Source organism: Cohnella sp. AR92, assembly GCF_003990975.1.
Classification (GTDB): domain Bacteria; phylum Bacillota; class Bacilli; order Paenibacillales; family Paenibacillaceae; genus Cohnella.
The window spans coordinates 215,579-242,031 of the sequence record NZ_RZJR01000006.1; the positions used below are offsets into that span (position 1 = coordinate 215,579).

General features: G+C 51.1%; 27 protein-coding genes. 22 read left to right on the forward strand and 5 right to left on the reverse strand.

Features of this window, described 5'->3' with window-relative positions; translation table 11 throughout:
- Position 1: 1 nt before the first annotated feature.
- From ELR57_RS11460 to ELR57_RS11505, 10 genes are all read left to right on the forward strand, one after another.
- Positions 2-1,297: an erythromycin esterase family protein gene (locus tag ELR57_RS11460; RefSeq protein WP_126959206.1), complete on the forward strand. Its 1,296-nt coding sequence runs from the start codon at positions 2-4 to the stop codon at positions 1,295-1,297.
- A gap of 208 nt (positions 1,298-1,505) precedes the next feature.
- Positions 1,506-2,237 (forward strand): NAD(P)-dependent oxidoreductase, encoded by a 732-nt coding sequence (locus tag ELR57_RS11465; RefSeq protein ID WP_126959207.1) that lies wholly within the window; start codon positions 1,506-1,508, stop codon positions 2,235-2,237.
- Between the two features lie 200 nt (positions 2,238-2,437).
- Positions 2,438-3,370: an ABC transporter ATP-binding protein gene (locus ELR57_RS11470; protein ID WP_126959208.1), complete on the forward strand. Its 933-nt coding sequence runs from the start codon at positions 2,438-2,440 to the stop codon at positions 3,368-3,370.
- A 21-nt stretch (positions 3,371-3,391) separates the two neighbouring features.
- Positions 3,392-4,507, forward strand: a complete 1,116-nt coding sequence (locus tag ELR57_RS11475; protein WP_126959209.1) for an ABC transporter permease — start codon at positions 3,392-3,394, stop codon at positions 4,505-4,507.
- Positions 4,504-5,601 (forward strand): ABC transporter permease, encoded by a 1,098-nt coding sequence (locus tag ELR57_RS11480; RefSeq protein WP_126959210.1) that lies wholly within the window; start codon positions 4,504-4,506, stop codon positions 5,599-5,601. The genes ELR57_RS11475 and ELR57_RS11480 overlap by 4 nt, the downstream gene beginning before the upstream one ends.
- 45 nt (positions 5,602-5,646) lie before the next feature.
- Complete coding sequence (locus tag ELR57_RS11485) at positions 5,647-6,747, forward strand: sensor histidine kinase (RefSeq protein ID WP_126959211.1); 1,101 nt, start codon at positions 5,647-5,649, stop codon at positions 6,745-6,747.
- Complete coding sequence (locus ELR57_RS11490) at positions 6,731-7,354, forward strand: response regulator (RefSeq protein WP_370452258.1); 624 nt, start codon at positions 6,731-6,733, stop codon at positions 7,352-7,354. Before ELR57_RS11485 ends, ELR57_RS11490 begins: the two co-directional genes overlap by 17 nt.
- A 253-nt stretch (positions 7,355-7,607) precedes the next feature.
- The gene (locus tag ELR57_RS11495; RefSeq protein ID WP_126959213.1) at positions 7,608-8,009 is read left to right on the forward strand and encodes a GntR family transcriptional regulator; all 402 of its coding nucleotides are present in this window, start codon (positions 7,608-7,610) and stop codon (positions 8,007-8,009) included.
- Entirely contained in the window at positions 8,006-9,088 is a 1,083-nt protein-coding gene (locus ELR57_RS11500; RefSeq protein WP_126959214.1) for a DUF5808 domain-containing protein, read from the forward strand. Before ELR57_RS11495 ends, ELR57_RS11500 begins: the two co-directional genes overlap by 4 nt.
- Positions 9,089-9,148: 60 nt before the next feature.
- The gene (locus tag ELR57_RS11505; protein ID WP_126959388.1) at positions 9,149-11,203 is read left to right on the forward strand and encodes a serine hydrolase domain-containing protein; all 2,055 of its coding nucleotides are present in this window, start codon (positions 9,149-9,151) and stop codon (positions 11,201-11,203) included.
- 58 nt (positions 11,204-11,261) lie between these two features.
- Here the strand turns inward: ELR57_RS11505 and ELR57_RS11510 are convergent, their stop codons facing one another.
- From ELR57_RS11510 to desA, 3 genes are read right to left on the reverse strand one after another with little or no spacing between them, the layout of a single operon-like run.
- A complete protein-coding gene (locus ELR57_RS11510; protein ID WP_126959215.1) occupies positions 11,262-11,861 on the reverse strand; it encodes a response regulator transcription factor in 600 nt (199 codons plus the stop codon).
- Complete coding sequence (locus ELR57_RS11515) at positions 11,858-13,003, reverse strand: sensor histidine kinase (protein WP_126959216.1); 1,146 nt, start codon at positions 13,001-13,003, stop codon at positions 11,858-11,860. Before ELR57_RS11515 ends, ELR57_RS11510 begins: the two co-directional genes overlap by 4 nt.
- A 51-nt stretch (positions 13,004-13,054) precedes the next feature.
- On the reverse strand, positions 13,055-14,047 hold the full coding sequence (gene desA, locus ELR57_RS11520) for a Delta(5) desaturase DesA (RefSeq protein WP_126959217.1): 993 nt from the start codon (positions 14,045-14,047) through the stop codon (positions 13,055-13,057).
- A gap of 175 nt (positions 14,048-14,222) precedes the next feature.
- Here desA and ELR57_RS11525 point away from each other — a divergent pair, with 175 nt between their 5' ends.
- The 8 genes from ELR57_RS11525 to ELR57_RS11560 all read left to right on the forward strand — a co-directional run bounded on the left by ELR57_RS11525 (position 14,223) and on the right by ELR57_RS11560 (position 20,908).
- Positions 14,223-14,801 carry an LURP-one-related family protein gene (locus ELR57_RS11525; RefSeq protein ID WP_126959218.1) on the forward strand — a complete coding sequence of 193 codons (579 nt, stop codon included), beginning with the start codon at positions 14,223-14,225 and terminating at the stop codon, positions 14,799-14,801.
- Positions 14,802-15,998, forward strand: coding sequence for a winged helix-turn-helix domain-containing protein (locus ELR57_RS11530; protein ID WP_126959219.1), 1,197 nt, complete (start codon positions 14,802-14,804; stop codon positions 15,996-15,998).
- 255 nt (positions 15,999-16,253) lie between these two features.
- A complete protein-coding gene (locus ELR57_RS11535) occupies positions 16,254-16,667 on the forward strand; it encodes a MerR family transcriptional regulator (RefSeq protein WP_126959220.1) in 414 nt (137 codons plus the stop codon).
- Positions 16,664-17,161 carry a hypothetical protein gene (locus tag ELR57_RS11540; RefSeq protein WP_126959221.1) on the forward strand — a complete coding sequence of 166 codons (498 nt, stop codon included), beginning with the start codon at positions 16,664-16,666 and terminating at the stop codon, positions 17,159-17,161. The genes ELR57_RS11535 and ELR57_RS11540 overlap by 4 nt, the downstream gene beginning before the upstream one ends.
- Positions 17,162-17,188: 27 nt before the next feature.
- The gene (locus tag ELR57_RS11545) at positions 17,189-18,130 is read left to right on the forward strand and encodes a P-loop NTPase family protein (RefSeq protein WP_126959222.1); all 942 of its coding nucleotides are present in this window, start codon (positions 17,189-17,191) and stop codon (positions 18,128-18,130) included.
- Between the two features lie 109 nt (positions 18,131-18,239).
- Complete coding sequence (locus tag ELR57_RS11550; RefSeq protein WP_126959223.1) at positions 18,240-18,725, forward strand: GNAT family N-acetyltransferase; 486 nt, start codon at positions 18,240-18,242, stop codon at positions 18,723-18,725.
- Entirely contained in the window at positions 18,715-19,155 is a 441-nt protein-coding gene (locus ELR57_RS11555) for a YybH family protein (protein ID WP_158630003.1), read from the forward strand. The genes ELR57_RS11550 and ELR57_RS11555 overlap by 11 nt, the downstream gene beginning before the upstream one ends.
- A gap of 589 nt (positions 19,156-19,744) precedes the next feature.
- Entirely contained in the window at positions 19,745-20,908 is a 1,164-nt protein-coding gene (locus tag ELR57_RS11560; RefSeq protein WP_158630004.1) for a serine hydrolase domain-containing protein, read from the forward strand.
- A 96-nt stretch (positions 20,909-21,004) separates the two neighbouring features.
- Here the strand turns inward: ELR57_RS11560 and ELR57_RS11565 are convergent, their stop codons facing one another.
- Positions 21,005-22,168 (reverse strand): outer membrane protein assembly factor BamB family protein, encoded by a 1,164-nt coding sequence (locus ELR57_RS11565; RefSeq protein ID WP_158630005.1) that lies wholly within the window; start codon positions 22,166-22,168, stop codon positions 21,005-21,007.
- Positions 22,169-22,395: 227 nt separating this feature from the next.
- A complete protein-coding gene (locus ELR57_RS11570) occupies positions 22,396-23,307 on the reverse strand; it encodes a PaaX family transcriptional regulator C-terminal domain-containing protein (protein WP_238162486.1) in 912 nt (303 codons plus the stop codon).
- 34 nt (positions 23,308-23,341) lie between these two features.
- Between ELR57_RS11570 and ELR57_RS11575 the strand changes: the two genes are divergently transcribed.
- The 4 genes from ELR57_RS11575 to ELR57_RS11590 all read left to right on the forward strand — a co-directional run bounded on the left by ELR57_RS11575 (position 23,342) and on the right by ELR57_RS11590 (position 26,345).
- On the forward strand, positions 23,342-24,310 hold the full coding sequence (locus ELR57_RS11575) for a YbhB/YbcL family Raf kinase inhibitor-like protein (protein WP_126959227.1): 969 nt from the start codon (positions 23,342-23,344) through the stop codon (positions 24,308-24,310).
- Between the two features lie 25 nt (positions 24,311-24,335).
- Entirely contained in the window at positions 24,336-25,253 is a 918-nt protein-coding gene (locus tag ELR57_RS11580; RefSeq protein WP_126959228.1) for an AEC family transporter, read from the forward strand.
- Positions 25,254-25,446: 193 nt separating this feature from the next.
- Complete coding sequence (locus tag ELR57_RS11585) at positions 25,447-25,728, forward strand: hypothetical protein (protein WP_126959229.1); 282 nt, start codon at positions 25,447-25,449, stop codon at positions 25,726-25,728.
- Positions 25,725-26,345 carry an NAD(P)-dependent oxidoreductase gene (locus tag ELR57_RS11590; protein ID WP_126959230.1) on the forward strand — a complete coding sequence of 207 codons (621 nt, stop codon included), beginning with the start codon at positions 25,725-25,727 and terminating at the stop codon, positions 26,343-26,345. Before ELR57_RS11585 ends, ELR57_RS11590 begins: the two co-directional genes overlap by 4 nt.
- The last annotated feature ends 108 nt before the right edge of the window (positions 26,346-26,453 follow it).

Below are 26,453 nucleotides of genomic sequence, written 5' to 3' on the forward strand. Positions count from 1 at the left end.
TATGGAACGCCAATTCCGTGAGGTGCATATCCAGGTGAACGAGGAACTCATTCTGCAAACCATTCGCCAGCTGGCCAAGGTATATCGGGGAGCAGCGGAAGCGAACGCGTTAATCGATAGAGCCCGCAGGGCTAAATTCGTGCTGCTTGGAGAAGCGTCGCATGGGACTTCCGAGTTCTATGCCGACCGAGCGGCTTTGTCCAAGCGGCTTATTACCGAGCATGGCTATCGATTTATAGCCGTAGAAGGCGATTGGCCATCCTGCTTCGCCCTGAATCGTTATGTTAAAGGCTGCTCGGATTCAGGATCCGACGTACGACAGGCCTTGCAGGATTTCTCCAGATGGCCTTCTTGGATGTGGGCGAATCGCGAAATCGCGGATCTGGCCGAGTGGCTTCGTCGATATAACGCCGATAAACCGGATGAGGAGAAGGTCGGCTTCTATGGGATGGACATTTACAGCTTATGGGAGTCGATGGACGAGATTCTGAAGTACCTTGGCTCCCGAGAGGGATCGGATTTGGAGGCGGCCAAACGGGCTTTCGAATGTTTCGAACCGAATGGCGGAGATGAGCAGAGCTACGGGGTTTCGGCAGCCCTTTATGGGGAAGGCTGCGAGGATGAGGCGGTGGAGCTGCTGCGCAAGCTTCAGGACAAGTGGAAGGAAGCGAAACCGGGCGAACGAGAACATGCGTTAAGCGCGGAGATGAACGCCATGGCCGTCCAAGGCGGGGAGGCTTATTATCGCACCATGATCCGCCATGACGCCGAGTCTTGGAACGTTCGGGATCGTCACATGGTCCAAGCGATCGAGAAATTGGCCGAATTCCACGGACCGAGGGCGCGCGCCGTTATCTGGGCGCATAACACCCATATCGGAGACGCTCGGTACACGGATATGGCGGCGGACGGGATGATCAACTTGGGACAGCTGCTGCGCGAGAAGTATGGCGAAGATGTCTATGCCATCGGCTACGGCACCTACCAAGGAGCCGTTATCGCCGGACGTTCCTGGGGGGCGCCTTCCCAAGAGATGAACGTGCCGAAGGCGATCGCAGGCAGTTGGGAGGAACTGCTCCACCGCAGCGGGACGGAGAACAAATTGCTCCTTTTCGAAGAAGAACATCCGGCACTGGACGATGCCATTATAGGAAATAGAGCGATAGGGGTCGTGTATCATCCGGAGCGCGAACGGGGCAATTACGTGCCGACGGCAATCTCCAAACGGTACGATGCGTTTATTTACATGGATGAGACCAAAGCGCTGTCTCCGTTATCGCCGATGGTCGTCCGATAAGCAGTCCGAACGGCCGCTTTGGATGGGCACGTATCGTCACCTGTGTTCCGACGTCCTTCAAGCGCTGGAGCACGCATGTCAACAAGCGGGTTGACGCTTACTTATTCGTAAGCCCCCTACTTTAAAGTGGGTTCTTAACATAACGTCGAAGCGATGCTAAGCTCGAGTTAACCAAATGTTGGGAGCCATTAAAGAGGAGGAACGAACAATGAAAATTATCGTGTTTGGCGCGACGGGGAATACAGGGAGAAGAGTATTGGAACAAGGCGTGCAGATGGGGCATGAGATGACCGCGTTCGTGCGTAATTCGGAGAAGCTTTACGCTCAACTAGGGGAACATTCCGCCAAGCAGGTGAAGGTGATCGTGGCCGATATGCTGGACCCGGTGAGCGTCGGCGAGGCGCTCGCGCATCAAGACGCCGCTATTGTCGCTGCCGGCCATGCCGGCCAGGGAGAAGAGTTTATTCAGATCGTCGATAACCTGATCAGCCAATGCGAAGCCCAAACACGTTTCTCCGGGCGGGTGTGGATCATGGGAGGAGCCGGCCTGCTGGATATTCCCCATACGAAGTTTATCGGCAACGATTTGCCTGGATTCCCGCCTGAATTCAGGAACCACAACCGGAATCTCGAGAGGGTACAACAGACTCGACTCGATTGGTCCTTTATGTGTCCGGGAACCATGGTGGATTCGATCGAGCATCCGGATCCCGTTCATCTGCAGGTAACGACGGATATCCTGCCCGTTCCGGTTCCGGAGACGATCAAGGAATTAACCGATGCCGAGATAGCCGGTCACCTGTTCAGCCGATTTCAAGAGCTGAATGTTGCTTATGACGATGTCGCGGCATGGATGTTGAACCATCTCGAGCTCGGAGGAGCGTTCAGCAGGAAAAGGGTAGGGTTAGCCTATCAAAGCAACAGCGCGGTGTTAAGCTAGCGGAAATCGATAGAGTATGATTAGCTCGAAAGGCAGCCGTCCAGATGGATCGGCTGCCTTTGTCGTTTAAACGTTCGATCGTGCTTGCATTCGACAACATGACAATTGTCATATCCGATCATTCCTCCAATCACTGCCAACTCGTTCCGGCATTCGGTAAGATGGCTTTAAGTCAAAAAGTTGTCAAAGGAGCGGGCGACATGATTGTAGAGGTTAAGAACCTGATTAAACGCTACCAGGATTTTGTTGCGCTGGATCACATCGGCTTCACGGTCAAGGAAGGAGAGATCTTCGGACTGCTCGGGCCGAACGGCGCCGGCAAGACGACGACGATCAGCATATTGTCCGGATTCACGAAGTATGACGGCGGCGAGGTCAAATTTCTCGGCAAGGAAGTGCGCCGCCACGAGATGGAAGTCAAGCGGGAATTGGGCATCGTCCCGCAGGACATCGCCTTGTTCGAGGATTTGACCGCCTGGGAGAATCTCGATTATTTCGGCAGGCTCTACGGACTCCGCGGCAAGCTGCTCAACGCGAGGATTAAGGAAGCGTTGGAGTTTACCGGACTGTCGGACCGGAAGAAGGATCGGCCGAAGAAATTCTCCGGCGGCATGAAGCGAAGGCTCAATATCGCTTGCGCTATCCTGCATCATCCGAAGTTGATCATCATGGACGAACCGACGGTAGGCATCGACCCGCAATCCCGCAATCACATCCTGCAGTCGATCAAAGAGTTGAACCGCATGGGTTCCTCGATTATCTATACCTCGCACTATATGGAGGAAGTCCGGGAGATCTGCACGAGAATCGCGATCGTCGATCACGGGCGAGTCATTGCGAACGGTACGCAAAGCGAGCTGACGTCCCTCATTGCCACGGAAGAGAAAGTGATCATCGAGCTTTCGTCCGTCAATTATACGATGATCGAAGGAATCAAACGCGTTCACGGCGTTCGGGAATGCGCGGCGCAAGGCAACCGGCTCGAGGTGATCGGCAAGATCGGCGAGAAGTATCTCAGCAAGGTTATCCAGATCGTATCCGAATCGGATGCCGAGATCGTGTCCATGCAGATGGAGAAACCAAGCCTGGAATCGGTGTTTCTGACGCTGACCGGCCGATCGCTGCGCGATTAACAGGGATAGGAGGAGCTTCGGATGAAAATAAGGACAGTCGCCTATTATACCTTCCTGCGTCATCTGCGCGATTACATCGCGATCCTGGCATTAATCGCTTTTCCGATCGCGATCACGATTATTCTTGGAGCCGATGAAGGCGGCTTTAAGCCGAGAGTCGTCGAACAGGTGCCGGTCGGCTATCTCAACGAGGATGGCGGCGCTCTCGGCGCGGCATTCGATAAGTTGATGACTTCGGACGCAACCGGCAAGACATTCGAAGTTCGGAAAGTAGAGGACGCCGATCAGGGAGAAGAGATGGTCCGGTCGGGCGAGCTAGACGGGTTCGTCCACGTGCCGGCGGACGCATCCAATCGGTTGAATCTAGGAGATTCGGTACGCTTGGAGTATTACGGCAAAGGAAAAGGAGACAGCTTCCAACCGATGGTGGAAAGCTTCATCCGATCGTACAACTTGAACGCGACTTTGCTTCGGCTGGGAGATAAATCGCCGGATTCGGGCGACTCGGGCGAACTTGTACGGGAAGATCAAGTGGAGACCGAAGGGAAAATTCCGCGTGCCATCGATTATTACGCAATCTCCTTTTTGTTACAGGCGATTCTGTACGGCGGGCTGCTTGGCATGTTCGCGATCACGAAGAATAACGGCAACCATTCGCACTCGAGGCTCCTGGCCGCTCCCGTTCGCGGAAGCCAGGTCATGCTCGGCAAGTGGATCGGCAGCACGGGAATGCTCTTCCTCATCGCCGTTATCATCTTTGTAACGACCAAATACGGGTACGAAGCCAACTGGGACGCCAGAATAGGGTTAATCCTAACCGTTCTCCTCTTGTTCTGCGCCGTCTCGGCTGCGCTGGGCATGATCATCGCCTATTTGACCCGGAGCACGATGGTCGCATCGCTCGTCCTTGTCATCGTGACCACTTTCTTCTCGGTCGTGGCCGGCGGCTATTCTCCGATGGAGAGCAAGGTCATGGAGACGATAAGCAAGTTCGCCCCTAGCTCCTACGCCCAGAATGCGCTGTTCGCGGATATCTATGACAAGGGCGACTTGAGCTCGAATCTGCTCGGATTACTGGCGTACAGCTTCATCGTTGTCTTTCTCGCATTCTTGATGGGAAGGAGGAAAGCCATATGACCGTCTTTCTCAACTATCTGAAACGCATTTTCCGCAACAAAGTGCAGGCTTTCTTCATCTTGCTGTTTCCGCTGCTGTTCATGACCATCGGCTTTGTCAGTAACGAACCCGCGTTAAAAGCGGCGGTCATCGACAATGATCGGACGCCCTTTACTACGGATCTGGTTCGCCAATTGGGTTCCATGGCGAATATCGGCACCGTCCGGGAAGACGAGATCGAGCAGAAGCTCCGATCTCTCAACGTAGAATACGTGCTGGTCATCGAGCCCGGATTTACGGAGCGGTTGATTCGGGGGGAGAGCGGCGGCATTACGGGATATGCGGTGAAGGAATCCAACGTCTCCAAACCGGCGAGCTCGTTTATCGAGCAGCGGCTCGGCGCGGCCAGAGCGGTTGCCGCGGCCGTAGGACGCGATCCGGATGCTTTCTATAAAGAAATGGCGAACTATGATGAACGGAGCTCTCTTCAGCTGAACGCGCATACTTTCAAGGACGTGCAAACGAAGGAAACGAGTACGGTGATCGGATTGGTCGTCGTAGCCATGCTGTATACGGCTTTAATCGTCAGCTTGCATGTTCTAATCAATCGGAACAATCATACGCTGCATCGGACGTTGGCTGCGCCGGTCACCATGAGAAGGTATATGCTGCAGATGATCGGCAGTTTCGTAGCGGTGGCCTGGATTCAAATTACGATAGTCATGGTCTTCATGAAGTGGGTATTCAACTTGTATTTCGGCGGGGCGGAGTGGGATATTTACGGGTTGCTGCTGATCTTCTCGCTCGTCGGCGTGTCGTTCGGAGTCGCGATCAGTTCCCTTACCCGAAATATGGTGCAAGCGTGCTTGTTCGGAATATGCATTATCGTTCCGCTGGCCATGCTGGGCGGAGCTTACTTCCCGATCGAAGGCAAGTCGGACGTCATCGATTCCCTTAGCAAGCTGACGCCTGTCTCTTGGGTAATGGGCGGGGTTAAGAAGCTGCTGTCCGGGGCAAGCCTGATCTCGCTCGGCCAAGAAATTTCGATCGTGCTGATGTTCGCCGTCGTGTTCTTCCTGATCGGCACATTCAAGAAGGCGGATACGGCAAAATAAGGTATAATGAAGGGAAACTAGGCAAGATCTGGGGCCAAGGATACCATGAGCCATTGGGTGAAAGCAGTCCTTCTCTCGTACCTCGCGATCGAACTCGTGATCGAACGGCAGCTCTCCTACGAGCATGTGGCGATTCTGCTCGCGGTCGTCGCGATCACGATATGCAAAGAGAGATTCGTAGATTCGGTTTATTTGACCATCGTACTGCTGCTGCTCGCATGCGCGGCGGCTACGGTGGATTTGCTTTTTGCCGTCTTATTCGCGGTCGTCTGCTATGATTTTATGTTGGGGAGAAGGGTCGTGGGCGTTGCCGCATCCGTGGCCTGTACGTTCTTAATGGCGGCGGGCGACCCCGATTTGCCTGTCTATCTATCCTGGATAGGCTTGAGCTGCCTGCTTGCGTACGTCGTCGGCAAAGGCAGAGAAGATCAGATCCGATTCAACGATACGCTGGATAACGAACGGCGCTTGCGGTACGAGCTCGAGCGAGCCAAAGCGGCGCTGCTTCATTCCTCCAAGGAAATCGCCGGCATTGCCGAAGTGAAGGAGCGCAATCGGATCGCCCGGGACATTCACGACAGTATCGGGCACAGCATCGCGGGCATCCTGATGCAGCTTCAGGCCGCGTATAAGCTGCACGACTCGGACGAGACGCGGTCGATGGAGATCGTTAGAAAATCGATTGACGGGTTGGCCGAATCGGTGGACATTCTTCGCAAGACCGTACACAATATCAAACCGTCGGAGAATTTAGGCGCGGAGTATATCCGGAATATCGCGGACAATTACGGCTTCTGCCCGGTGGAATTGAAGCTGAGCGGCGATTACAACTCGATTCCGGCCGCTCATCTGGAATTGATCAGCACCAACATGAAGGAGGCGCTCACCAATGCGGCTCGCTACTCGCAAGCGACGAAGGTGGATATCGCCATCGATGCGAATGAACGATATACGCGGCTGTATATCAAGGATAACGGGGTGGGCTGTCCGGCGATCAAGGAAGGACTCGGCTTAAGCGGCATGAAAGAACGGGTACGCAACTTGGGAGGCACCATCACCGTCAGCGCCAATGACGGATTCCTGATCGTCTGCGTGATCCCGAGACAGGAAGGAAGTGGACTCTTTGAAAGTGCTAATCGTGGATGACGATGCGCTTATTCGGGACGGCTTGAGAATTCTGATCGGACTGGAGAAGGATTTCGAGGTGGTCGGAACGGCGGCGAACGGGCAGGAGGCGTTCGCGAGATGCCGGGAATACATGCCGGACCTGGTGCTGATGGATATCCGCATGCCGGTCATGGACGGCGTACTCGGAACGAAGATGATCAAGCAGCATTTCGAATCGGTCAAAGTCGTCATTCTGACGACGTTCAAGGATGACGACTATATCAAAGAAGCGGTTAAAGCCGGAGCGGAAGGGTATATTCTGAAGAACCAGCCCTCGGACAGCATCATCGAAAGCCTTCGCGCCGTCGGCAAAGGGAACGCCGTGTTCGAGAGAGAGGTCGTCCATACGCTATCCTCCATGCTGAGAGAGGAGAAACAGGCTCCTCCCGAGCTATCCGGCCTAACGGATCGAGAGCTTCAAATCCTGGCGTTTGTGGCCGAGGGATTGTCCAACAAAGAAATCTCGGCTCGCCTTTATTTGAGCGAAGGAACGATACGGAACTATGTCACCGGATTGCTGGAGAAGCTGCAGCTGCGGGACCGAACGCAGCTGGCGATCTATTATTTAAAGCATTTCGATCGGTAGAAGCGAGCCGACCAACTGTCGGGGACAAGAATACGCATTCTTAAGAAGCCGCGAATAACGCGGTTTTTTTGTATGGAAATCGGCATGAATGGATGTGTGGATGGAACATCCATAACTGGATCTTGCGCCTAGTAGTTATATCTGTTATATTCGTAATATAACAGATAGCAATAGAAGGCAGGTGATTCGATATGGAACGGCATCCCTACGCTCGCTTCCTGAAGAAGCAAAGCTGCCGGAAGGAGAGATATTCATGTTCATAGAGCTCGATCTGCAATCGGACACCCCGATTTACGCGCAGCTAATCGATCAATTGATCGGCGGGATCGCGTCCGGGGAGCTAAAGCCGGGAGATCCGCTTCCTTCGGTCCGCAGCTTGGCGGAAGACTTGGGAATCAATCTCCATACCGTCAACAAATCCTACAACTTGCTCAAGCAGGAGGGCTATCTTCAAGTACACCGCAAGAAGGGTGTTATCGTGCAGCCCGACGGGATGCCCGGCATTACGGACGATTTCTTGGAGAAGCTTCGGCATCAGATGAGGTCTCTTGCGGCGGCAGCCGCCATAAGAGGCATGTCAGAAGAGGAATTCGCGCAGGAGAGCAGGGCGGTATACCGGACTGCCATTAAGAATCGCGGAGGCGAACAACAATGAAACAGGAATCGATGATCCTATTGTCCAGCAGTTATTTGATGTACGCGCTGTTTCTCAGCTTGCTGGTTTATCTCGGCCCGAGGGCGCTGCTGTTCGGCATCGCGCTGCCGGCGGAGGCATCGCAGGATAAAGCCGTCCGAGAGATTCGCCGGAATTACGCTTTGCTCACCGGCTGTATGGCAATCCTGATCGGAGGCGCTTGCTTCCTGTGGATTCGCGATCAACCGGCGGGGCGGATTGTCCTATGGAGTTGGATGACGGCCATCCTTGTTTTATCGTTGGCATCGAGCTTCGCCATATGGATCAGCCGGAGCTCCGCGCAGCAGCTGAAAGCGGCCAGGGGCTGGCAGGTTGTCGCGCAGACGAAGCGAGCAGCGAGCCTTGAGGTTGGGCGGGCGAACGGCTCCGCATGGAGCCCATGGTGGTATTCGGCGCATGTCGCCGTAATGGCGCTATGCATCTGCTTCGCCATTGCGAGGTGGGAAGAGATCCCGCAAAGGCTTACGACGTTTCTCGTCGATCATGACTCTTCCAAATCCGTGCGGACCGTCTTCCTGTGGAACTTCTGGCAAGCGCTGACGATCGCTTTGTTCCTCGGCATTCATCGGATGATCGGCCGCGTTCGGATCTCTCTGGATCCCCAGGACCGGGAAAGCTCCTTACGGAAACAGCTGAAGCGCAAAAGAATCTATTCGGTTCTGGCTTGGGGCGCTTCGCTCCTCATGATTGTGTTCCATGGGTTGACGCAAGCCGTGACGTTGTACGGTTGGAAGGACGACCTGATCTTCCGATCCGGCCTCGCACTCTGGGTGGTCCTGTTCTTGGCGTTGATGGGAGTCATGCTTTACCTGCGAATCCGAGGTCTGGATCAATTGAAGGACTTCCCGTCGCAGGAGGAGAGGCACTGGAGGTGGCTCGGCAGCGTTTACGTGAACCGCGATGACCCTGCCTTGTTCGTTCCGGATCGATATGGATTCTTATGGACGGTCAACATGGCCAATCCGATCGGCAAGATCATCGCCGCGGCGGCGATCGTCGTTCTAGCGATCTTCCTTCTAGCGTTTAATTATCTCCGGTAATTATCCTATTCATAGAGAGGATTGATTAAATTGGCAAGAAATCGATGGACGGTTGGCATTATGCTAGTAGCGTGTCTGTTGCTAGGCTTCTGCGCCGACACGGCGGCAATGGAGCCGCCTTCGAGCAATGCTGAGATCACCTTCGAAGCAACTCGAGAAACGGCACAGGAGAAGGCGGAATTCCTCACGAAATATTACGGCCCTAGCAGCGTGCAGTATGCTCTGATCGACCATGGCCGTATCGTCGTCACCGGTCAAGCCGGCAAGAATGATGAGAAGGGACTGAAGCCGCTCACGAAGGACACGATATACGGGATCGGCTCGACGAGCAAGATGTTTACCGCGGTTGCCGTCATGCAATTGGTCGAGCAAGGGAAGATCGATCTCGAAACGCCGGTCGTCCAGTATATCCCCGAGTTTACGATGAAGGACGAACGTTACAAGCAGATTACGCCGCGCATGCTGCTGAATCATTCTTCCGGCCTGAACGGATCGTCGCTTACGGACGCCTTCTTATTCGAAGATAACGATACTTACGCCCACGACAGCCTGCTGAAGCAATTGGCCGGTCAGACGTTGAAGGCGGACCCGGGCGCTTATTCGGTATACTGCAATGACGGATTTACGCTGGCCGAGATTCTGGTCGAACGGGTCAGCGGCATGGACTTTACCTCTTATATTCATCGATATATAACGGAGCCTCTTGATTTGGCCCATACGGAGACTCCTACCGATTCTCCGGACGCAGCGAAGATCGCGGGGCTCTATTATCCTGCCACCGGACAGCTTCCCATCGAGACAATCAACGTGATCGGAGCGGGAGGCATCTATTCCACGGCGGAGGATTTGGCCCGTTTCTCGCAAGCGTTCACGGGTGGAGCGGAAGAAGTCTTGTCCGGCAAATCGGCCGCGGCTATGGCGGAAGACGAGTATAAGACCTCTCTGTGGCCTGACGAGGGGGACAACACCTCCTTCGAGTACGGCCTCGGCTGGGACAGCGTCGATGTCTATCCCTTCGGCGAATATGGGATAAAGGCGCTGACCAAAGGCGGTGACACGCTTCACTATCACTCCTCGCTCGTCGTGCTTCCCGAGCAAGGCATGGCGGCAGCCGTCGTCACTTCCGGCGGGACCAGCATGACCGACCAGCTTCTGGCGAACGAAATCTTGCTTCAAGCGTTGAAGGAGAAAGGGACGATTACCGAATTCAAGCCGGAGAAATCGTTCGGCGTGCCGGTGAAGACGGATATGCCGGAGTCTATGCTGCAGTATTCGGGAGTCTATGGCTCGTTCAGCAGTACGGCTAAGGTAGATATTACCAAAGACGGCGTCATGTCCATTACAAATGAGCTGCTGCCGAATCAGCCAGCCCAAATCTACGTTTATTCGGCAGACGACACGTTCAAGAGCGCGGATGGGAATGTGAAGATCAGCTTCGTGACGGAGGAGAACGGCCGCACCTATCTATGGCTTCGTCAATACGCTTCGCTGCCGGGTCTTGGCCAGTATGCTTCATCCGAGTACAACGTCGAGAAGCTCCAGCCCCAAGAGCTACCGGCCGAGACAATGGAGACATGGAAGGGGCGCGACGGCAAAATGTATTACCTTCTGAACGAGAAGCATACGTCGGTTGTTTATATGTCGTTGCCTGCCATCCAATTGAAATTGTCGCAGCAATTGCCCGGGTATGTGTTGGATAAGCGAATAACGGGCCCGAATACGGCCGTCTCCGAATTGCAAATCTCCCGAATGAATGGACGGGATCTCGCCGGTTATACGTTCTTCACGCAGGACGGCGCGGAGTACCTGGAGTCGAGCGGAAGAATCTTCGTGAACGAGAACGCCGTGAAGCCTATCTACGTCGCTAAGAAGTCAATCGCTACGATTCCGTCGAGCGGATACGCCAAATGGTATACGATCAGCGAAAAAGATGCCGGCAAGACCGTTAAGGTGAGCATGTCCTCGAAGAATGCCTCCTTCGCCGTTTATGACGCGAAGGGAACTTGCGTTTACTTCAGTATCCTCGGAGGCAAGGGTCAGGTCGAGCTGCCGGCGGGAGGAACGATTGTATTCGCCGGGGATGCCGGCACGAAGTTCGAGATTGCTGCGCAGTAACTGCTTGCGTTAGATGACCGCCTATCTTAGGCGGTTTTTTTCACCCTATTCGAAGTACCTATTTAAACCAACCTTTCTCCTTAAACCGAGTAATAGCCTCAATTCGGTTGCTTACATTTAACTTGTCGAGAATGACAGAGATGTAGTTGCGCACCGTCCCCGTTGTAATGTAGAGCTTACTTGCAATCTCCTTGGTATTCTTGCCGTCAGCGATTAGCCCGAGGACCTCCGTCTCACGGTCGGTTAGAGGGTTGTCGGCGCCATAGGCTTCGTCGACGAGCTCTGGCTCATAGATCCGTCTACCGGCCATCACACTGCGGATGGAAGCGGCCAACTCCTCGCTAGGGCTGTCCTTCAGCAAGTATCCGCTGACTCCCGCCTTAAGGGCTCTCTCGAAGTAACCGGATCGGGCGAACGTCGTGAGAATGATGACCTTGCATCCGAGACCCTTGATTTCGGCCGCGACATCTAGGCCGGTCTTGCCGGGCATTTCGATGTCCATGATACATACATCGGGATTGTGGAGATGGATAAGCGTCAATGCTTCTTCTCCGTTGCTCGCCTTGCCGACGACCTGCATATCCTCTTCGAGGTCCAGCAAGGAGGCGAGGGCGCCAAGCAGCATTCGTTGATCCTCCGCGATAACGATTCGAATCATCCTTGTCTTTCCCCTCCTTGGCGCTGAATAAATACGATCGGCACTTGCATGGCGAGAGTTAAGCCCTGATCGGAACGGACGTCCAAGGTTCCGTTCACGAACTCCAGCCGTTCCCGGATTCCACGAATACCGCTTCCCTTGAAGTTGTATAAATTCCCGTTCGCTTTAATGCCAGTTCCATTATCTTTGACGACTAACGTTAGATTATTAGCGCTCTGTTCGATATGAATCCAGCATATCGTCGCTTGGCTATGCTTGACCACGTTGGTCACGGCTTCTTTGAGGCACATGCTCAGCACATTCTCTGTTAATAAGGAAACGGCCATTCCATCGACGTTGCTCGAGATATGGGCTTCGATCCCGGCGGCGCCAAGAATTTGCCTGACATGATGAATCTCATCCTCCAGCTTGGTTCCCCGCATCTCGGTAACGAGCTCGCGGACTTCCTTTAGCGCGACCCTGGCCGTTTGCTGAACCTCTTTCATCTCCAGCTTGGCTTGCTCCGGATTGTTGATCGTAAGTTTGCTGGCTAGATCGCTCTTGAGGCCGATGAGAGAAAGCTTCTGCCCGAGGGTGTCATGCAAATCCCGCGCGATTCGTTGCCGTTCCTCCATGACCATCAGATCGGATATCCTCTTGTTCGCGTCCTCCAGCTGTCCTTCAAGCTTCCCTTGCTTATTGCGGTTATAAATATTGAACGGAAGCAGAATGACGACCAGGAGATTGATGAAGATAAACGGGAATTGCGAGATAAACACCGGCTTGAAGGAGGCGAACCCATAATTCATCGTGACGAAGACGCTCACCAGATGAATGACGTACATCGTCAGGAAGCCGGCGCGATTCTCGATATTGCCGATAAAGTACGCGAGAAACAGCGCAAAATAGACGTAATCGAACCATAAAGACATGGTGATCGAGATCAAGAGTTGAACGCTGGTCCAGAAATAAAGCTTCCATCCCTTGGAGACGAAGGCAAGTCGGTAGCAAAGAAAGAACAGGACCACCAGAATGATTCCGCCCGCGACTTCAAGGGTATTGGAGGAACGGAAAATGAAATAAAAGGGCAGAATGCAGAAAACGAGCCAGACGTAAGGATTCAAGCCCGTATTGCGCTGGAAAATAAGGTACCACTTATTCAAGGCGTTCCTCCCGGCTGATCTTCCGACTTGTCTCTATCATAGCACAATGCCTTATCCGGCTCGAACTTCCTTAAACGAGACGAATCTGCGGTTGCTCTCATCCCACAGCTTGAATCGAAGCGATAGGAGACTCGTGCGCAAGGTTATCGTCGTTGCTTGCTGAAGGGGAGGAGTAGCGTTGTGAGCTTCCTCCAGGCGGTAATTCGGAACTTTCGGGCTAAGGTGGTGAACATGGTGGAAGCCGATATTGCCCGATAACCACTGCAGCAGCTTCGGGAGCTTATAATAGGAGCTTCCTTCCACAGCCGCTTTCACGTAGCTCCACTCGTCTTCATTTTCAAAATACGATTCCTCGAATTGATGTTGGACATAGAACAGCCAGATGCCCATCACGCCGGACATCCAGAAGACAGGAACTTGAACGAGCAGGAAAGCTTGCCAGCCAACCAACCAGATGAGCACCGCGTAGATGGAGACGATCAAGAGATTGGTCACGTAAGTATTGATTTTCTCCTTCCGCTTGGCCCCTCGGCGATTAAACCTGTAGAGCAGCAGGAAGATATATATCGGCCCCAGGCCGAACATGACAATAGGATTGCGGTAAATTCGATATTGAAGTCGCTTCAGGAACGATGCGGCTTTAAATTCTTCCGTGGTCAGAACCCAGATATCGCCGATGCCCCGCTTGTCCAGGTTGCTGCTGGTGGCGTGGTGGACCGCATGGCTGTATTTCCACTGCTCATAGGGAGTTAGGGTGATCGCTCCCGTAATCGTGCCGATGATTTTGTTGGCTTTGCGGTTATGGAAGAACGATAGATGGCAGCAATCGTGAAAAATGATAAAGGTGCGAAGAACGAAACCTGCGGCGACGACGCTAAAGGCCAGTGAGAGAAGCCAAGAAACGCTCAAGCTTAGATAGGATCCGTACCAGAGCGCGATCAGGGGAACGAGCGAGGTCAAGAGCTGACGAATGCTTCTCCTCGTGTCGATGTTCTCAAAAGGAGCAACATCTTTCTTTAGTTGCATTTGCTTCGTCATGTTCATTCTTAATACCCTCCAGTGGCTGCGTCTTGCGTTTATATCATTGTAAAGAACGGTAGCGAAGACAAAAAGTCATAAGTGTCATGTGGGGGGATGACAAATGTCATGGTTTAGAGGAAGGAGTTCCCACCTTGTTGTCGAAATTTATCAAGGAAGATAAAGCCGCAGGAGGTTACCCATGAATCCTAAATATACGCATACGCATTACCACGTCAGAAAACAAATTCTGTCGCTCGCGGGAGCTAAGGTCGATATTTTCGACAGCAGCGGAAATCAGGTTCTATTTTCGAAAATGAAAGCGTTTAAGCTAAAAGAAGATATTCGGCTGTTTGCCGACGATACGATGCAGCAGGAGCTCATCTCCATTCAGGCTCGCAGCGTCATCGATTTCTCCGCGACCTATGACGTCGTCGATTCCACTACCGGGGAGAGGCTCGGCTCCCTTCGCCGCAAGGGAATGAAGTCGATGCTGAAGGACGAGTGGGTGATCCTGAATTCCAGCGAGGCAGAGGTCGGGCTCATCAAGGAAGACAGCCCGCTCTTGGCGCTTCTTAGAAGATTCTTGACCAACTTGATTCCGCAGAAGTTCCATGTCGAGATGGGAGGAGAGCGGGTCGCGCTGTTTAAGCAGGACCTGAATCCGTTCGTCGGCAAGCTGAACTTGGATTTCTCGCTCGATACGGGCAACCGGTTGGACCGCCGGTTAGGGCTGGCGGCTGCGGTGCTGTTGGTCGTCATCGAAGGACAGCAAGGATAGATGAGCAAGTACCGATTGACCAAGCTACAGGCGCGGAGATTCCTTTTGTTAAAGCAGGGGCTGCTTGGAGCTTATAAGTTCCAGGGCAAGGAAGGGATTTGCGAGTTCGTGAGCCAAGCCGGCTGCATCCAGTTCGACCCGATCGACGTGTGCGGCAAGAATGCCGAGCTCGTGCTTCAATCCAGGGTTGCGGGATTTAAGAAAGAGATGCTCGGAGAGCTGCTCTATGAAGATCGCAAGCTGGTCGATTATTTCGACAAGCAGCTCGCGATTCTCCCTATCGAGGACTGGAAGTATTTCGAGAGAACGCGCAAGCGGTACAGGCTCCATGGCCGAAGCCGAGACAAGGTCGATTCGGTTGCCGACGAAGTCAAGCGGTTCATACGGGAGCGCGGGGCGGCCTGTTCCAAGGATATCCCGCTTAAAGAGACGGTGGACTGGTCCTGGAGTCCGACGACGTTATCCCGAGCGGTGCTGGAGACGCTGTATTTTCGCGGGGATTTGATCGTTCACCACAAGAAGGGAACGATCAAATATTACGCTTTGGCGGAGGACCATATCGACTCTGCTATTCTACGTGCCGAAGATCCGAACCAATCGGATGCGGACTTTATGCGGTGGATCGTACTGCGCCGTATTCGGTCCGTCGGGCTCCTGTGGAACAAACCGTCCGACGCCTGGCTCCACATCGAATCGATGAAATCCCAAGCGCGCAAGGACGCATTCGCTTCGCTGCTCGCGGAGAAAGCGATCGTCGAGTGTACCGTTGAAGGAATAGCGGATCCGCTCTATATCGCCGTGGAGGACGAGGCGCTCTTGAATGAGGCGTTGTCTTCGACGACGGAGACGGAGCATGAACGCCGCGTCGAATTTCTCGCTCCGCTCGATAACTTCCTTTGGGATCGCAAGCTAATTAAGGCGTTGTTCGATTACGAGTATAAATGGGAAATTTACACCCCGGTCAGAGAACGAAAATACGGGTATTACGTGCTTCCGGTTTTGTACGGAGAAGCGCTAGTCGGCCGGATCGAGCTCGTTGCGGACAAGAAAGCGAAACAGCTCAACCTGGTTCACTACTGGCCGGAGTACGGGGTAGACCTAGACGAAACGTTCCGCCGGAAGCTGCGTGAGCGGATCGAACGGTTCGCGGCTTTTAATGGATGTACGACGAAACCGGATGTAGATCCGTTGCGATAATTGCATAAGCGTATCGTGGCAGCCGGACAGACGATGCGGCAGCTCCTTTTGCTTCTTCACTAACAGCATTTGATACATATGGCCCGTTTTGCGTTGAGCTAACGGGCAGTTTAGTTCCATGGGCTTACCGACAATCGGTAGCCTTTTTTGTGTTAAGTAAAACCCTTGACAACCCAAATTCATTACAGTAAGGTGTAAGTGTTACAGTTAACTGTAACCAATGTGCTTGAGTGTGAAGAAGGGTTGGTTATAAATATGGCTTACTATACTGCAAAACAAATATCAGAAACGTTGCAAGAACACGACGAAGGTATGAACTTGCGTACGGTTCGCTATTATACGCAGATCGGTTTAGTCCCTCCGCTTGAATTGGTTGGCAATAAACGAGTATACACAGATAGTCATTTGGACTATTTTCGCGCAATACGTACCCTGTCAAAGGCGGGCGAATCCTTGCAGGTAATCCAAGATAAGCTTGGCACCATGTCAGCCGAAGAAATTCGTAAAATCGGGGAACTCATGCCCTTTTATCAGCCTAACAACAATCATGAAACGGTCAAGGTTAACGACGATGTACTGATCACGTTGAGTTCTCGAATTCCCGCAGAGATGAAGGAAAGGGTCATTAACTCGGTGTCCCAAATCCTTAAAGGAGGTAACACTGAATGATGAAAACCAGCATTGCCAAATCCAAAATGGAAAACGAAGAGGGAATGAACCACTTGTTAATTGAGATTCCCCCTCTGGATGTTCAGGAAGCAGAAGTGGACATTATCCTTCCAGATGGCATGTTCCGAACTCAAAATTTAACGGGTTACAATGAGGGTGAATCAGGTTCCATTCGCATTGATCATCTCACAAAATGGACGCAGCACCTCCTGATCGAACTATACACGAAGGAAAAATTAAACTTCGAGCAAGCAACGATAAATACGGCGTTAACCCTGAAGGCTAAGGATGGCACAACAACACAATTAAAGAATGCTGTCGCGGTGACCCTCGCCGACGAAGAGAATATGGAGGGCTTGGTGATTGATGACAACGTAATAACGTTTCTTAAAAATGTACAGACGAAAGAGGAGAATAACACACCACATCCCAAAGAGTACATAACTGTCAATGAGTATGCATTTTTAGAAGAAAAATATCGTGTTGACTTTTGAAGGAGCTTAAATCTTTTGGAGGTGAGCATGTTGAAGTTGATCATTGTCGAGGGAATCCCTGGTTCGGGAAAGTCTACAACAGCAAGATTCCTCGCTTTACAGTCAGAGCGGAACGGAAATGCGACGGAGCTTTTCCATGAAACTGCATACCAACATCCAATCTTGATACAGGATACCATTCGTACCCCTGTAGCTTGGATGAAACAGTATTTAATCAATTGGGATCGGTTCTTAGAAGAACAACGGGACAAAAATGCGACTTTGGTGATGGAGTCAGTATTATTTCAGGCACCCATTCTGCGTCTGCTCCATATGGATCTGGATAAGGAAGCGATCATTCAGTTCATCGAAAGCATATGTGCACGATTTGCGGATTTTGATTGCCATTTGGTTTATTTATATCAGGCTGACCCTATGATTGGGATTAACCGAATGATGAGAGCAAGAGGCGGGACGAATTGGTTAAATGCAACATTTGAGGAATTTAAACATGAACCCTTCTATGTCAACCGGGGGCAGACAAATCCAGAATCACATCTTAACTTTTTGGAGGAATATGCGCAAATTGCTGGAGCTGCGAATAGCAGGTGCAGTTCATGGTCTCTGTCGATCGAGAATACCAACTGGGATTGGAGATCTTATTATCACAACATCGTGGATCATTTTGGCTGGTCGTTCATACCCGATCCGATCGTTCCCTATTCCGAACTTGTGAAATATGTGGGGGTTTACCACAATGAGGAATTGAACCTTCTTATCCACGTTGAGCTGAAAGACGGTCAACTAATCGGGTTTGGAGATCGACAACTCAAGCCAAATACTTTGAGCACATTTTATCTTGATTATGTCAGCATGAAGATACATTTTAATTTGGGACCTTCGGGTCAATGCAGCGGCATGTTTGTTAAAGAGAAGGATTTGTTTGGAAACCGCAGAGATGAAGGGACAAAGTTTATAAAAATTTCCTGATGATTCAACGAACGGGTGCGTCTGCAGAAGGAATGAGTGCCGTAAATCTTTAATATAGAAAGTTGACTCACTCATACGCAGTTCGATCCACGAGAGAGGGGAATGCTTATTGCTGCAGAGATACATTAGCTCAGACCAGGACCAATTGGAAGAGTTTATGAGAACGATGTATAATTCCAGAGGATATGTCTTTGATCCTGAAGGTTCGCATTTCGATATTAGATGTATTGAACGGCTGTATTTTGGTACTGGAGGCGGCTTCTGGTTATTGAAGGAAGATCAGAGCGTAATTGGGACTATTGGTTTAAAGGGTATTGATTCTGAAAATAGAATTGGTGAAATAAAGAGGTTCTTCGTGTTGCCTGAACATCAAGATAAGGGTTACGGCAAAAGCATGATGAGCCAAGCAATAGAATTTGCAAGACAAGCTGGATTAATAAAGCTAAGGTTGGACACTGAGAAACAATCATATAAAGCGATGTCAGTGTTTCGAAGTTTTGGCTTCTATGAGATACCCAAATACAATGATAATGATATTGCAGAACTATTTATGGAATTATCCATTAGTAAAGGGGATGAGTTTGATGACGGTTAATTTTTCAAAAGTTCAAGACGTGCTTGAAAATTACAGGTTTTCCATTTACGAAAAAAATGTTGAACGTTTCTTATCAGCCTATGCCCCCGACATCCATATCTACGATTGCTGGGGAAACTGGGAGAGCAAGGGGATCACTCCTTGGAAGGCAAATGTTGAGGCGTGGTTTAACGGATTAAGGGCAGATCGTGTTACCCTTAAAGTCGATTTCAATGACTTAGTAGTAGAAGAAAACTTGAATCTTGCATTTGTTCATTGTGCCGTTACCTTCGCTGCACACGATATAGAATCAGGAGAAAAACTTCGTCAAATAACAAATCGTTTCACTTTTGGTTTAAGAAAAGACAATGATTCCTGGCTAATCACTCACACACATTCATCTTTACCAATAAATATGGAGACTGGAAAGGGTCTCTTTAATTTAAGGTAACAACTAGTCATTAAGAAAAGAGCAGTTCGGAATGAATCCGACTGCTCTTTCTTGCGATTAGTGACTCCTTCTGACGGGCGGCCTGTATTCGATCGATTGATAGGGGTCGGCTTTCGGTCCATCTTTTCTAATGGAGCGGAGAAGATTAAGCGTGGTAAGGGTGGAGAACAGCATAAACACAATGAGGTACCATGAAACGCCGTAACGGATTACCAGGAACAAGGAAAAGGCAACGAAGAGAATCAATATTCCGAGCATCCACTTTCTGGTCATACACATCCCCCTCGATTCATTATTTCGATAAATACGGATAATATATCCATATTATACATGATTACGAACAAGCTTGCACCCAATTAGAATCCAGTATCCTGTTGAGATATCGATGATCTTTTGCTAAAATTTCCATTGAAAGGTGGTCGATTTAAATGGCAAATCATTTTGCCAGTATGCTGCGCGGCTCATGCAAAGCCTATTCTTAGGGCGAACCTTTGCATGGGCGGACATAAGTAACTCTGTTCGCCTCTGACATTTCTAAGGATGGGCTCTGCACCTTATTGTTCGAATATAAATAAGGGAGTTGAGTGCATTGACCAATCCATTCATTAGAAACCATCCATATCTCGTGGAACTTCAGAATCATGTCCAGCAGTTATTAGATGAACTCGCGGAAGACGATATCGGCGCAGGATTTCAAGCAGCGGCTTATTGGCACGGAGAGCTGGTCCTGAATGCTTTCTCAGGGAGCGCGGATTCCGCTGGACGGCGCCCCGTTGACTCCGATACCTTATTCGTTGCGCAATCTTGCTCCAAAGGCATTGTTTCAACGGCCATTCATATTCTCGTCCAACAGGGCAAGCTGGATTATGATGAGCGGATTTCCCATTACTGGCCCGAATTCGGAGCGAATGGGAAGGACAAGATCACTCTCCGTCAGGTACTAACCCATACGGCAGGTGTTCCCGTGATGCCCGCGTACTCGGATATGCGGCTTATCGCGGACTGGCGAGCGATGGTCGGGGAGATGGAGAAGCTAGAGCCCATCTGGGAACCTGGCAGCAAGTCCGGTTACCATGGTCTGACCTTCGGCTGGATTCTGGGGGAGACCGCATCCCGTGCGGATGGGCGGACTTTTGCTCAGATTGTTCATGACGAGATAGGCAAACCCTTAGGCATTGAAAAGGATCTGATCTTAGGCGCTTCATCGGAAGCGGAATGCCGTATTGCCGAGATTAGCGGCGAAGCCGTACCGATAGCTTCCATGCCGGATGACATGCTTTTCAAGCGAGTTCTGCCTCCGGCTTTAGTCCCCGTCGCAAATCCGGAATGGAATTCGCCCTGGTTTCATGCAGCGGCCGTACCTGCCGTGAACGTCATCGCTACGGCTAAGGCGGTAGCGTGTATGTATGCCTCGCTGATTGGCCACGGCGTAGACGGCGGTAGACGTCTGCTCGAGCCAGCTTGCGTAGCGGAGGCGACGTCACCGCACTTTGAAGGCATCGACGAAGTTGCTCTTGCCCCCATTAAATTGGGACTTGGCTATAGCCTTAGTCAAGAAGGCGATCCCATGGGCGGCAGCCCGATGGCGTTCGGTTACGCCGGCCTGGGGGGCATGATTGGATATGCCGATCCTTCGAACAGCCTTGCCGTGGCGGTACTGTGCAATCGCATGAAAGTCGGAAGGGGAGAGCGGTCCCCCGATCGACTCGTATCGGACCTAATCCGCGAGAAACTAAGCGCTGCTGAATCCTAATAGATGCCTTCAATAGAAGGGTCCGACATCGTTAAATAGTCGGGTCAATAGCAAAGGCTGCCGAATCCTTACGGATCGGCAGCCTTTCGTCTCGTTTTAGAGCATTGATTTGGGGATAGTCACCGCGGTCAACTTGCCCGGCGTTTGGATGATCAGCGTATTTCCGGTTTTGAGAGTGGATCCGAAATATCGCGAGCCGGTATGGACGTTGAATACGGGCTCTCTCGTATCCAGCCGATATCCGCGTAACACGCCGTCGCTTTGACTGACATAGACGCCGTTGCCGTAAATAGTCGTAGCGACGACGGGGTTATCCGCATACCAGATAAGCGATTTGCCGTCCAACAGCTTGAGTCCGAGCACTTCCCCGGAGCCGTATCTGGAGAAAAAGAGCCGCCCACCATTCACGGGTCCCGCGAATTCCGCTTCTGCATCCGGTTTGACCCAAGTCTGAAGCGGTTTACCGTCTACCTTATAGGAGGCAAAGTCGTACTTCCTCACCTCGACGTCGGTCGTGATATAGAGGTCATTTCCTTCGAGCAGAACGGAACCGCCGGAGACGTGATAAGGCGGTGCGCTGGCTATTTTCCAGCTGAATACTTGAGATGCCATGAGTTTTCCGGTAGTAGCGTCAAAGGCGTTGATCGTCACGTTGCGTGCCGGATCGTCGTCAGGAGACGGATACGGATCGTAGACGGAATAGACGACGCCGTTCCGAACGGTGAGAGGAGTATTCTGGTGGAAAACGCCCCACAGCTTTTTGCCTGTTTTCGCGTCGAAGGCATCGAGCTGCGTGGAGGTGAGAGCCCCTTGCACGAGATAGCTTTGGAACACAATCCCGTTCGCGACCGTAATGCCGAATGCCGAACCTTCAGCCTGCGGCTCCTCCGACACCCATTTTGTCTTGCCTGTCGCTGCGTTCAGCGCGTATGTACGTTTCCCTTCCGCATAATAGACGGTGTCGCCTACGACCGAGACTGTCCCTGGCGTTTTGCTGATTGCGTTCAGCCATTTCTGAGCACCGGTACGCGCATTCAGCGCGAATGCTTTTCCGTTTGCCGTCGTTCCGTACACGATGCCGGCTGCGTAGACGTAATTGTCGGTCAAGTTGCTTCCGTAACGGTACTTGATTTTACCCGTATTGGCGTCGATGGCGATCAGCTTTTTGTCGGCAACAAGAAAGACGAGTCCGTCTTCCGCGATCGCGTTGTCGATGAAGTTGTTCACGGACAGGCTCCATTTGGGCTTCAACTCCGGCACGCGGATCTCCCCTGTGACCGAGCCGCGGTCGGACACTGCGATCGGTTTTTCCGCGCTGGCGGAGGCAAAGAGGAGGCCGTTTGCCATCAAAACAGCGATTAACGATAATAAAATAGACTTTTTCACAGGTAAACCACCCACCCTCATCATGTGATAAAGGTTAGACGCTTGAAGTGTAATAAAGTTCCATATCAATCAACGAACGGAAAGCTTGTTGTGTAATTAAGCTATTTTACAAACCTTGCATATACCGAATCAGAAGGTATGGCTTCGATAATGGAATTCAATCCGTCTGTCAGCTGTCGAAGAATATTACGGCATCTCCAGTTGTCAGGAAGCAGCTCCGGCGGAAGCATCGGATCGATGAGATACAGCTCATTGATGGTCTCTCCCAAGGTTAGGAATAGGTTAAACAGCTCCAATCCATACGCCTCGAACGCTGTAGAAGAACGATTGTTCAATGCAGCAATTAGAAGGGGCACAAACTGTTCCTCGTACCAGTGCCGTTTCTCCTCGTAGACCCTCGCTACTTCCTTCAAAGACCATATTTTCTCCGCCTGATTCGGGGTGATTTCTCCGTGTTCCAGCTTCCCATAAAATACCGTTACATATTGACCGGCACTATGCTTATGAATCAATTCCGACAACTCTTCCCGGTATGGCCATGGCGATACATACGCTCCGCTGTACAGCAGCCCTAGTCCCGTTTGGAGCAAATCGGAGCGTAATTGATCGCGGCGTTTGCGTTCCGACTCCGGGAATGAAAGGAGAACCAGATGCCAGGTTCCCTCCCAAGCGGCGGAATAAAGCTCCGGTTTACGATTAATGGAGCGGATATACGTCCGTCCAGATTCCGTAATGCTGTAAGTAGAACGAGAAGGGGTATCCACATACTGCTCTTTTTTTAGCCTGGATAGTCCATTGCGTATATAAGGAGCAGAGTACCCTCGCTTCTCGTAGATCCGAATGAGATCCTGGGATTGCAGTCGATCTGCTTTGGACAATAAGAATAGCATTTGTTTTTCCACGGACAACATGTTTTTTTCACCTCGTGTTGACAAATCCACATCATCAAATATAACATATTTATCGTCGGCAATACAAATACGTGTTACAAAGTAGCGCTGCTTCGTAGACACTCATTCTGCACCTAACGAAGGGGACTTATAATTCATGAAAAAAACAGCCTTGAAGTCTAGCAAAATCGCGTTGAGCATCGGACTTCTGTTTACCTTATCCGTGCCGCAAGTTTATGCAGTTGAAGAGGTTACCTATTCATCGTCAACCATCCAAAAAGATGTCGCTAGCAATGTAGCAAGCTATAGCCAGTGGAATACGCCATTTGACCTGACGGTGAACGGTAAGAAGATCGGAACTAAGGGCCAGATGGTAAATACGCATATGCTTATCCCTTTGCGTACCGTATTCGAAGCGGCCGGTGCGGTGGTGTTATGGAATAAAAACACGCAATCGTGGTCAGCTGAAGGAGAGGGGTTCACAGCCAAGCAAAAGCTTGGGGAATCCAAAGTTACCGTTAATGGGGTTGGTTATACTCTGGATCATGAGACTGTCCTGGATCATGGCAATATGATGGTATCCTCTAGACTGATTGAAATTGCCTTAGGACTAGAGCTGCGTTGGGATTCCTCAATCCGCATGTTGACTGCTTCGACAGTAACTTCTACATCCGGATTCAAGGCCTGGTCAGGTGCATTCAAGGCTTACAATAGTATCCCGGACAAATATGCACATGGCTATGGGCAAAACATCAGCCTTCCGGTCAGTTGGAAAGACGCTCCTGAAGGTACGAAATCAATTGCCTTGGTGATGTATGATGTTCACCCCATTGCCGATAACTTCATTCATTGGAGCGTTCTTAATATTCCGGTATCGGCAGAGGGAATTGCGGAAGGCGCATCAGGACACTTCTCGGACGGCTCTGTAGAATTAAACGGTTATTATGGTGTTGAGCCTCCTCGTTATTCGGGTGATCATCTCTATCGTCTGGCCGTATACGCTCTAGACACCGACAAGCTGGATCTGCCAGTAACAGCACCTGTATTCTTCGAACAGTTAGAACCGTTGCTTCTGGCGCATTCGCTCGGCTATTCCAGACAAGACGGATTTGTTCATCAAGATTAGCAGTTCGTAAGGGGGGAGCAAGGAAATGAATGGTTATCTCTCATTATTCGGAACGGTAAGCGTGCCGATCTTACTAGCTTGCTTTCTCGGATATGTCTATCAGAAGTATAAGTCGCCCGACTCGAAGGTATTGGCGGATATAAGCTTGTTCGTACTCTCGCCTTGCCTAATCGTAAGTGCCGTATCGGGAAGCGACCTGAATAACTCAGCCTTTGCCCACATTGCCTTATTTACCGTGCTGCAGACTATTCTCTGCTGGGTGGCCTCTATAGGCGTTGGGAGATTATTCCGATTCGATATACCCTCTTCTCGTGCAATGGAACTTACGACAATATTTGCCAATTCCAACAACTACGGGTTGCCGTTACTGCTTCTTGCATTCGGTAATGCTGGCTTCGCCATTGGCGTGACCAATGTAGTCCTTCATATCGTGCTTGTGAATACGCTTGGATTATATATTGCCTCGCGCAGTTCATTCAGCCCTAAGCAAGCTGCAGTCAAAATGGTGCGTAATCCGTTGATCTATGCTGCAGCTGTCGGTCTCATTCTCTATCTGTTCCAAATTCCGCTGCCAACAAGTATAAAGGATGGCCTATCGCTTATTGGCGGAGCGTACGCTGCTATCGTGTTGCTCCTGTTAGGCATGCAGCTTAAGAAAACAAACTGGCGTTCCAGCATGCGACGCGAGCTTTGGATATCGATCGCGATGCGAATAGTAGGCGTGCCTGCATTGTCTTTTCTAACCATTCAGTTGCTTGGACTTCACGGTCTCGAAGCCTCTGTATTATTCGTGCAATCGTCTATGCCTTCCGCTATTAATTCGGTTGTGCTTATGGAGAAGTATGGGGGAGACAAGGAACTGGTGTCGGTCAACGTTGCCATGACGACTGCAGCAAGCTTTCTTTATCTTCCGGTCCTTATTTATTGGTCTGGCTGGTTCTAAGGGACAGCATCATTCAGTCAGGATAGTAAATGACGACCAACGGGATTCCTTGGGTCGGCTCTCACTTCTAGGAGCGGGCGACATTTGCTTCCTTTGCCAACGAGGCAACATTCGGCTACAATGAAACCTCGCAGAATTCGCAAGGCAGAGGAGTAGGAACGTGAGCATTAGAAGCAAGGAGCAAGTGGAACTCATGGCGCTCGTTAAAACGATTCGATTGGGCATGGCAACGGCGGAGGCGTCCGCGCTGCGTCTCAAGAAAAGCGGCGACATGCGTTTCGAGGACAAAATGATCGGTCTTTTTCTCCATGAGATAGGAGGGAGGATCCGCCAAAGTTACGGCCAAGCGTTCAAAAAGGAGCTGGACCGCTACTCCAATCTAGATCTGGTCCAGTTTTATATTAGCGCCGGCTTTGATAGGGAAGTAGAGGAGCTAATCTCTATTAACTCAAACGGGGAAGGTTCGTTCTCATGAATATTTTAATACTGGGTTCGACCGGACGGGTCGGGTGTCGACTCCTTGCTTATGCCCTTCGTGATGGACATAGGGTAACTGTATTAGTTCGCACTCCGGACAAGATTCGAATGAATAATGAGAAGTTAACGGTCATTCAGGGAAACGTTATAAATAAAGAGGATATCGTACGTGCGACATTAGGGGCTGATGTCGTTCTTAGCGCGCTCAATACGGATGGGACAACTACTCTATCGGAAAGCATGCCGCTCCTTATCGAAGCCATGCAGAACGAAGGCATTCGACGAATAATAACGATAGGAACAGCCGGTATCCTGAGAAGCAGGACGAACCCCGAATTGTTGCGCTATCAGTCAAGCGAATCCAAGCAGAAGTCGGTCCGCGCGGCAGAAGAACATCATAAAGTGTACGAGTTGTTAAACCAATCGACGCTCGATTGGACGATTGTTTGTCCCACATATCTGCCAGATGGCGAACAGGTAGGCAACTATCGCGTGGAGCGCGATGTTCTTCCGGAAGACGGTGCTGCAATATCCGTGTCGGATACGGCAGAGTTTGCTTATAGCCAGATAATTAATAGCGATTTTATCAAATCGCGCGTGGGTATCGCTTACTGATTAATCAATTGTTGAACGAAAGGCGAACAAATACTTTAAAAACGAAGCCTGCCGGAGTGAACCGGCAGGCTATTCTTCTTACTTGCAGGCAGTGACCGCGAGCAGGAT

What these genes read in the sequence shown, in the direction of transcription:
- ELR57_RS11540 (WP_126959221.1), top strand. Translation starts at nt 16,664, where the DNA reads ATGATGAAAACCAGCATTGCCAAATCCAAAATGGAAAACGAAGAGGGA.
- ELR57_RS11555 (WP_158630003.1), top strand. Translation starts at nt 18,715, where the DNA reads ATGACGGTTAATTTTTCAAAAGTTCAAGACGTGCTTGAAAATTACAGG.
- ELR57_RS11530 (WP_126959219.1), top strand. Translation starts at nt 14,802, where the DNA reads ATGAGCAAGTACCGATTGACCAAGCTACAGGCGCGGAGATTCCTTTTG.
- ELR57_RS11465 (WP_126959207.1), top strand. Translation starts at nt 1,506, where the DNA reads ATGAAAATTATCGTGTTTGGCGCGACGGGGAATACAGGGAGAAGAGTA.
- ELR57_RS11475 (WP_126959209.1), top strand. Translation starts at nt 3,392, where the DNA reads ATGAAAATAAGGACAGTCGCCTATTATACCTTCCTGCGTCATCTGCGC.
- ELR57_RS11495 (WP_126959213.1), top strand. Translation starts at nt 7,608, where the DNA reads ATGTTCATAGAGCTCGATCTGCAATCGGACACCCCGATTTACGCGCAG.
- ELR57_RS11535 (WP_126959220.1), top strand. Translation starts at nt 16,254, where the DNA reads ATGGCTTACTATACTGCAAAACAAATATCAGAAACGTTGCAAGAACAC.
- ELR57_RS11505 (WP_126959388.1), top strand. Translation starts at nt 9,149, where the DNA reads ATGCTAGTAGCGTGTCTGTTGCTAGGCTTCTGCGCCGACACGGCGGCA.
- ELR57_RS11580 (WP_126959228.1), top strand. Translation starts at nt 24,336, where the DNA reads ATGAATGGTTATCTCTCATTATTCGGAACGGTAAGCGTGCCGATCTTA.
- desA (WP_126959217.1), bottom strand. Translation starts at nt 14,047, where the DNA reads ATGAACATGACGAAGCAAATGCAACTAAAGAAAGATGTTGCTCCTTTT.
- ELR57_RS11545 (WP_126959222.1), top strand. Translation starts at nt 17,189, where the DNA reads ATGTTGAAGTTGATCATTGTCGAGGGAATCCCTGGTTCGGGAAAGTCT.
- ELR57_RS11525 (WP_126959218.1), top strand. Translation starts at nt 14,223, where the DNA reads ATGAATCCTAAATATACGCATACGCATTACCACGTCAGAAAACAAATT.
- ELR57_RS11470 (WP_126959208.1), top strand. Translation starts at nt 2,438, where the DNA reads ATGATTGTAGAGGTTAAGAACCTGATTAAACGCTACCAGGATTTTGTT.
- ELR57_RS11460 (WP_126959206.1), top strand. Translation starts at nt 2, where the DNA reads ATGGAACGCCAATTCCGTGAGGTGCATATCCAGGTGAACGAGGAACTC.
- ELR57_RS11510 (WP_126959215.1), bottom strand. Translation starts at nt 11,861, where the DNA reads ATGATTCGAATCGTTATCGCGGAGGATCAACGAATGCTGCTTGGCGCC.
- ELR57_RS11485 (WP_126959211.1), top strand. Translation starts at nt 5,647, where the DNA reads ATGAGCCATTGGGTGAAAGCAGTCCTTCTCTCGTACCTCGCGATCGAA.
- ELR57_RS11590 (WP_126959230.1), top strand. Translation starts at nt 25,725, where the DNA reads ATGAATATTTTAATACTGGGTTCGACCGGACGGGTCGGGTGTCGACTC.
- ELR57_RS11575 (WP_126959227.1), top strand. Translation starts at nt 23,342, where the DNA reads ATGAAAAAAACAGCCTTGAAGTCTAGCAAAATCGCGTTGAGCATCGGA.
- ELR57_RS11585 (WP_126959229.1), top strand. Translation starts at nt 25,447, where the DNA reads ATGGCGCTCGTTAAAACGATTCGATTGGGCATGGCAACGGCGGAGGCG.
- ELR57_RS11500 (WP_126959214.1), top strand. Translation starts at nt 8,006, where the DNA reads ATGAAACAGGAATCGATGATCCTATTGTCCAGCAGTTATTTGATGTAC.
- ELR57_RS11480 (WP_126959210.1), top strand. Translation starts at nt 4,504, where the DNA reads ATGACCGTCTTTCTCAACTATCTGAAACGCATTTTCCGCAACAAAGTG.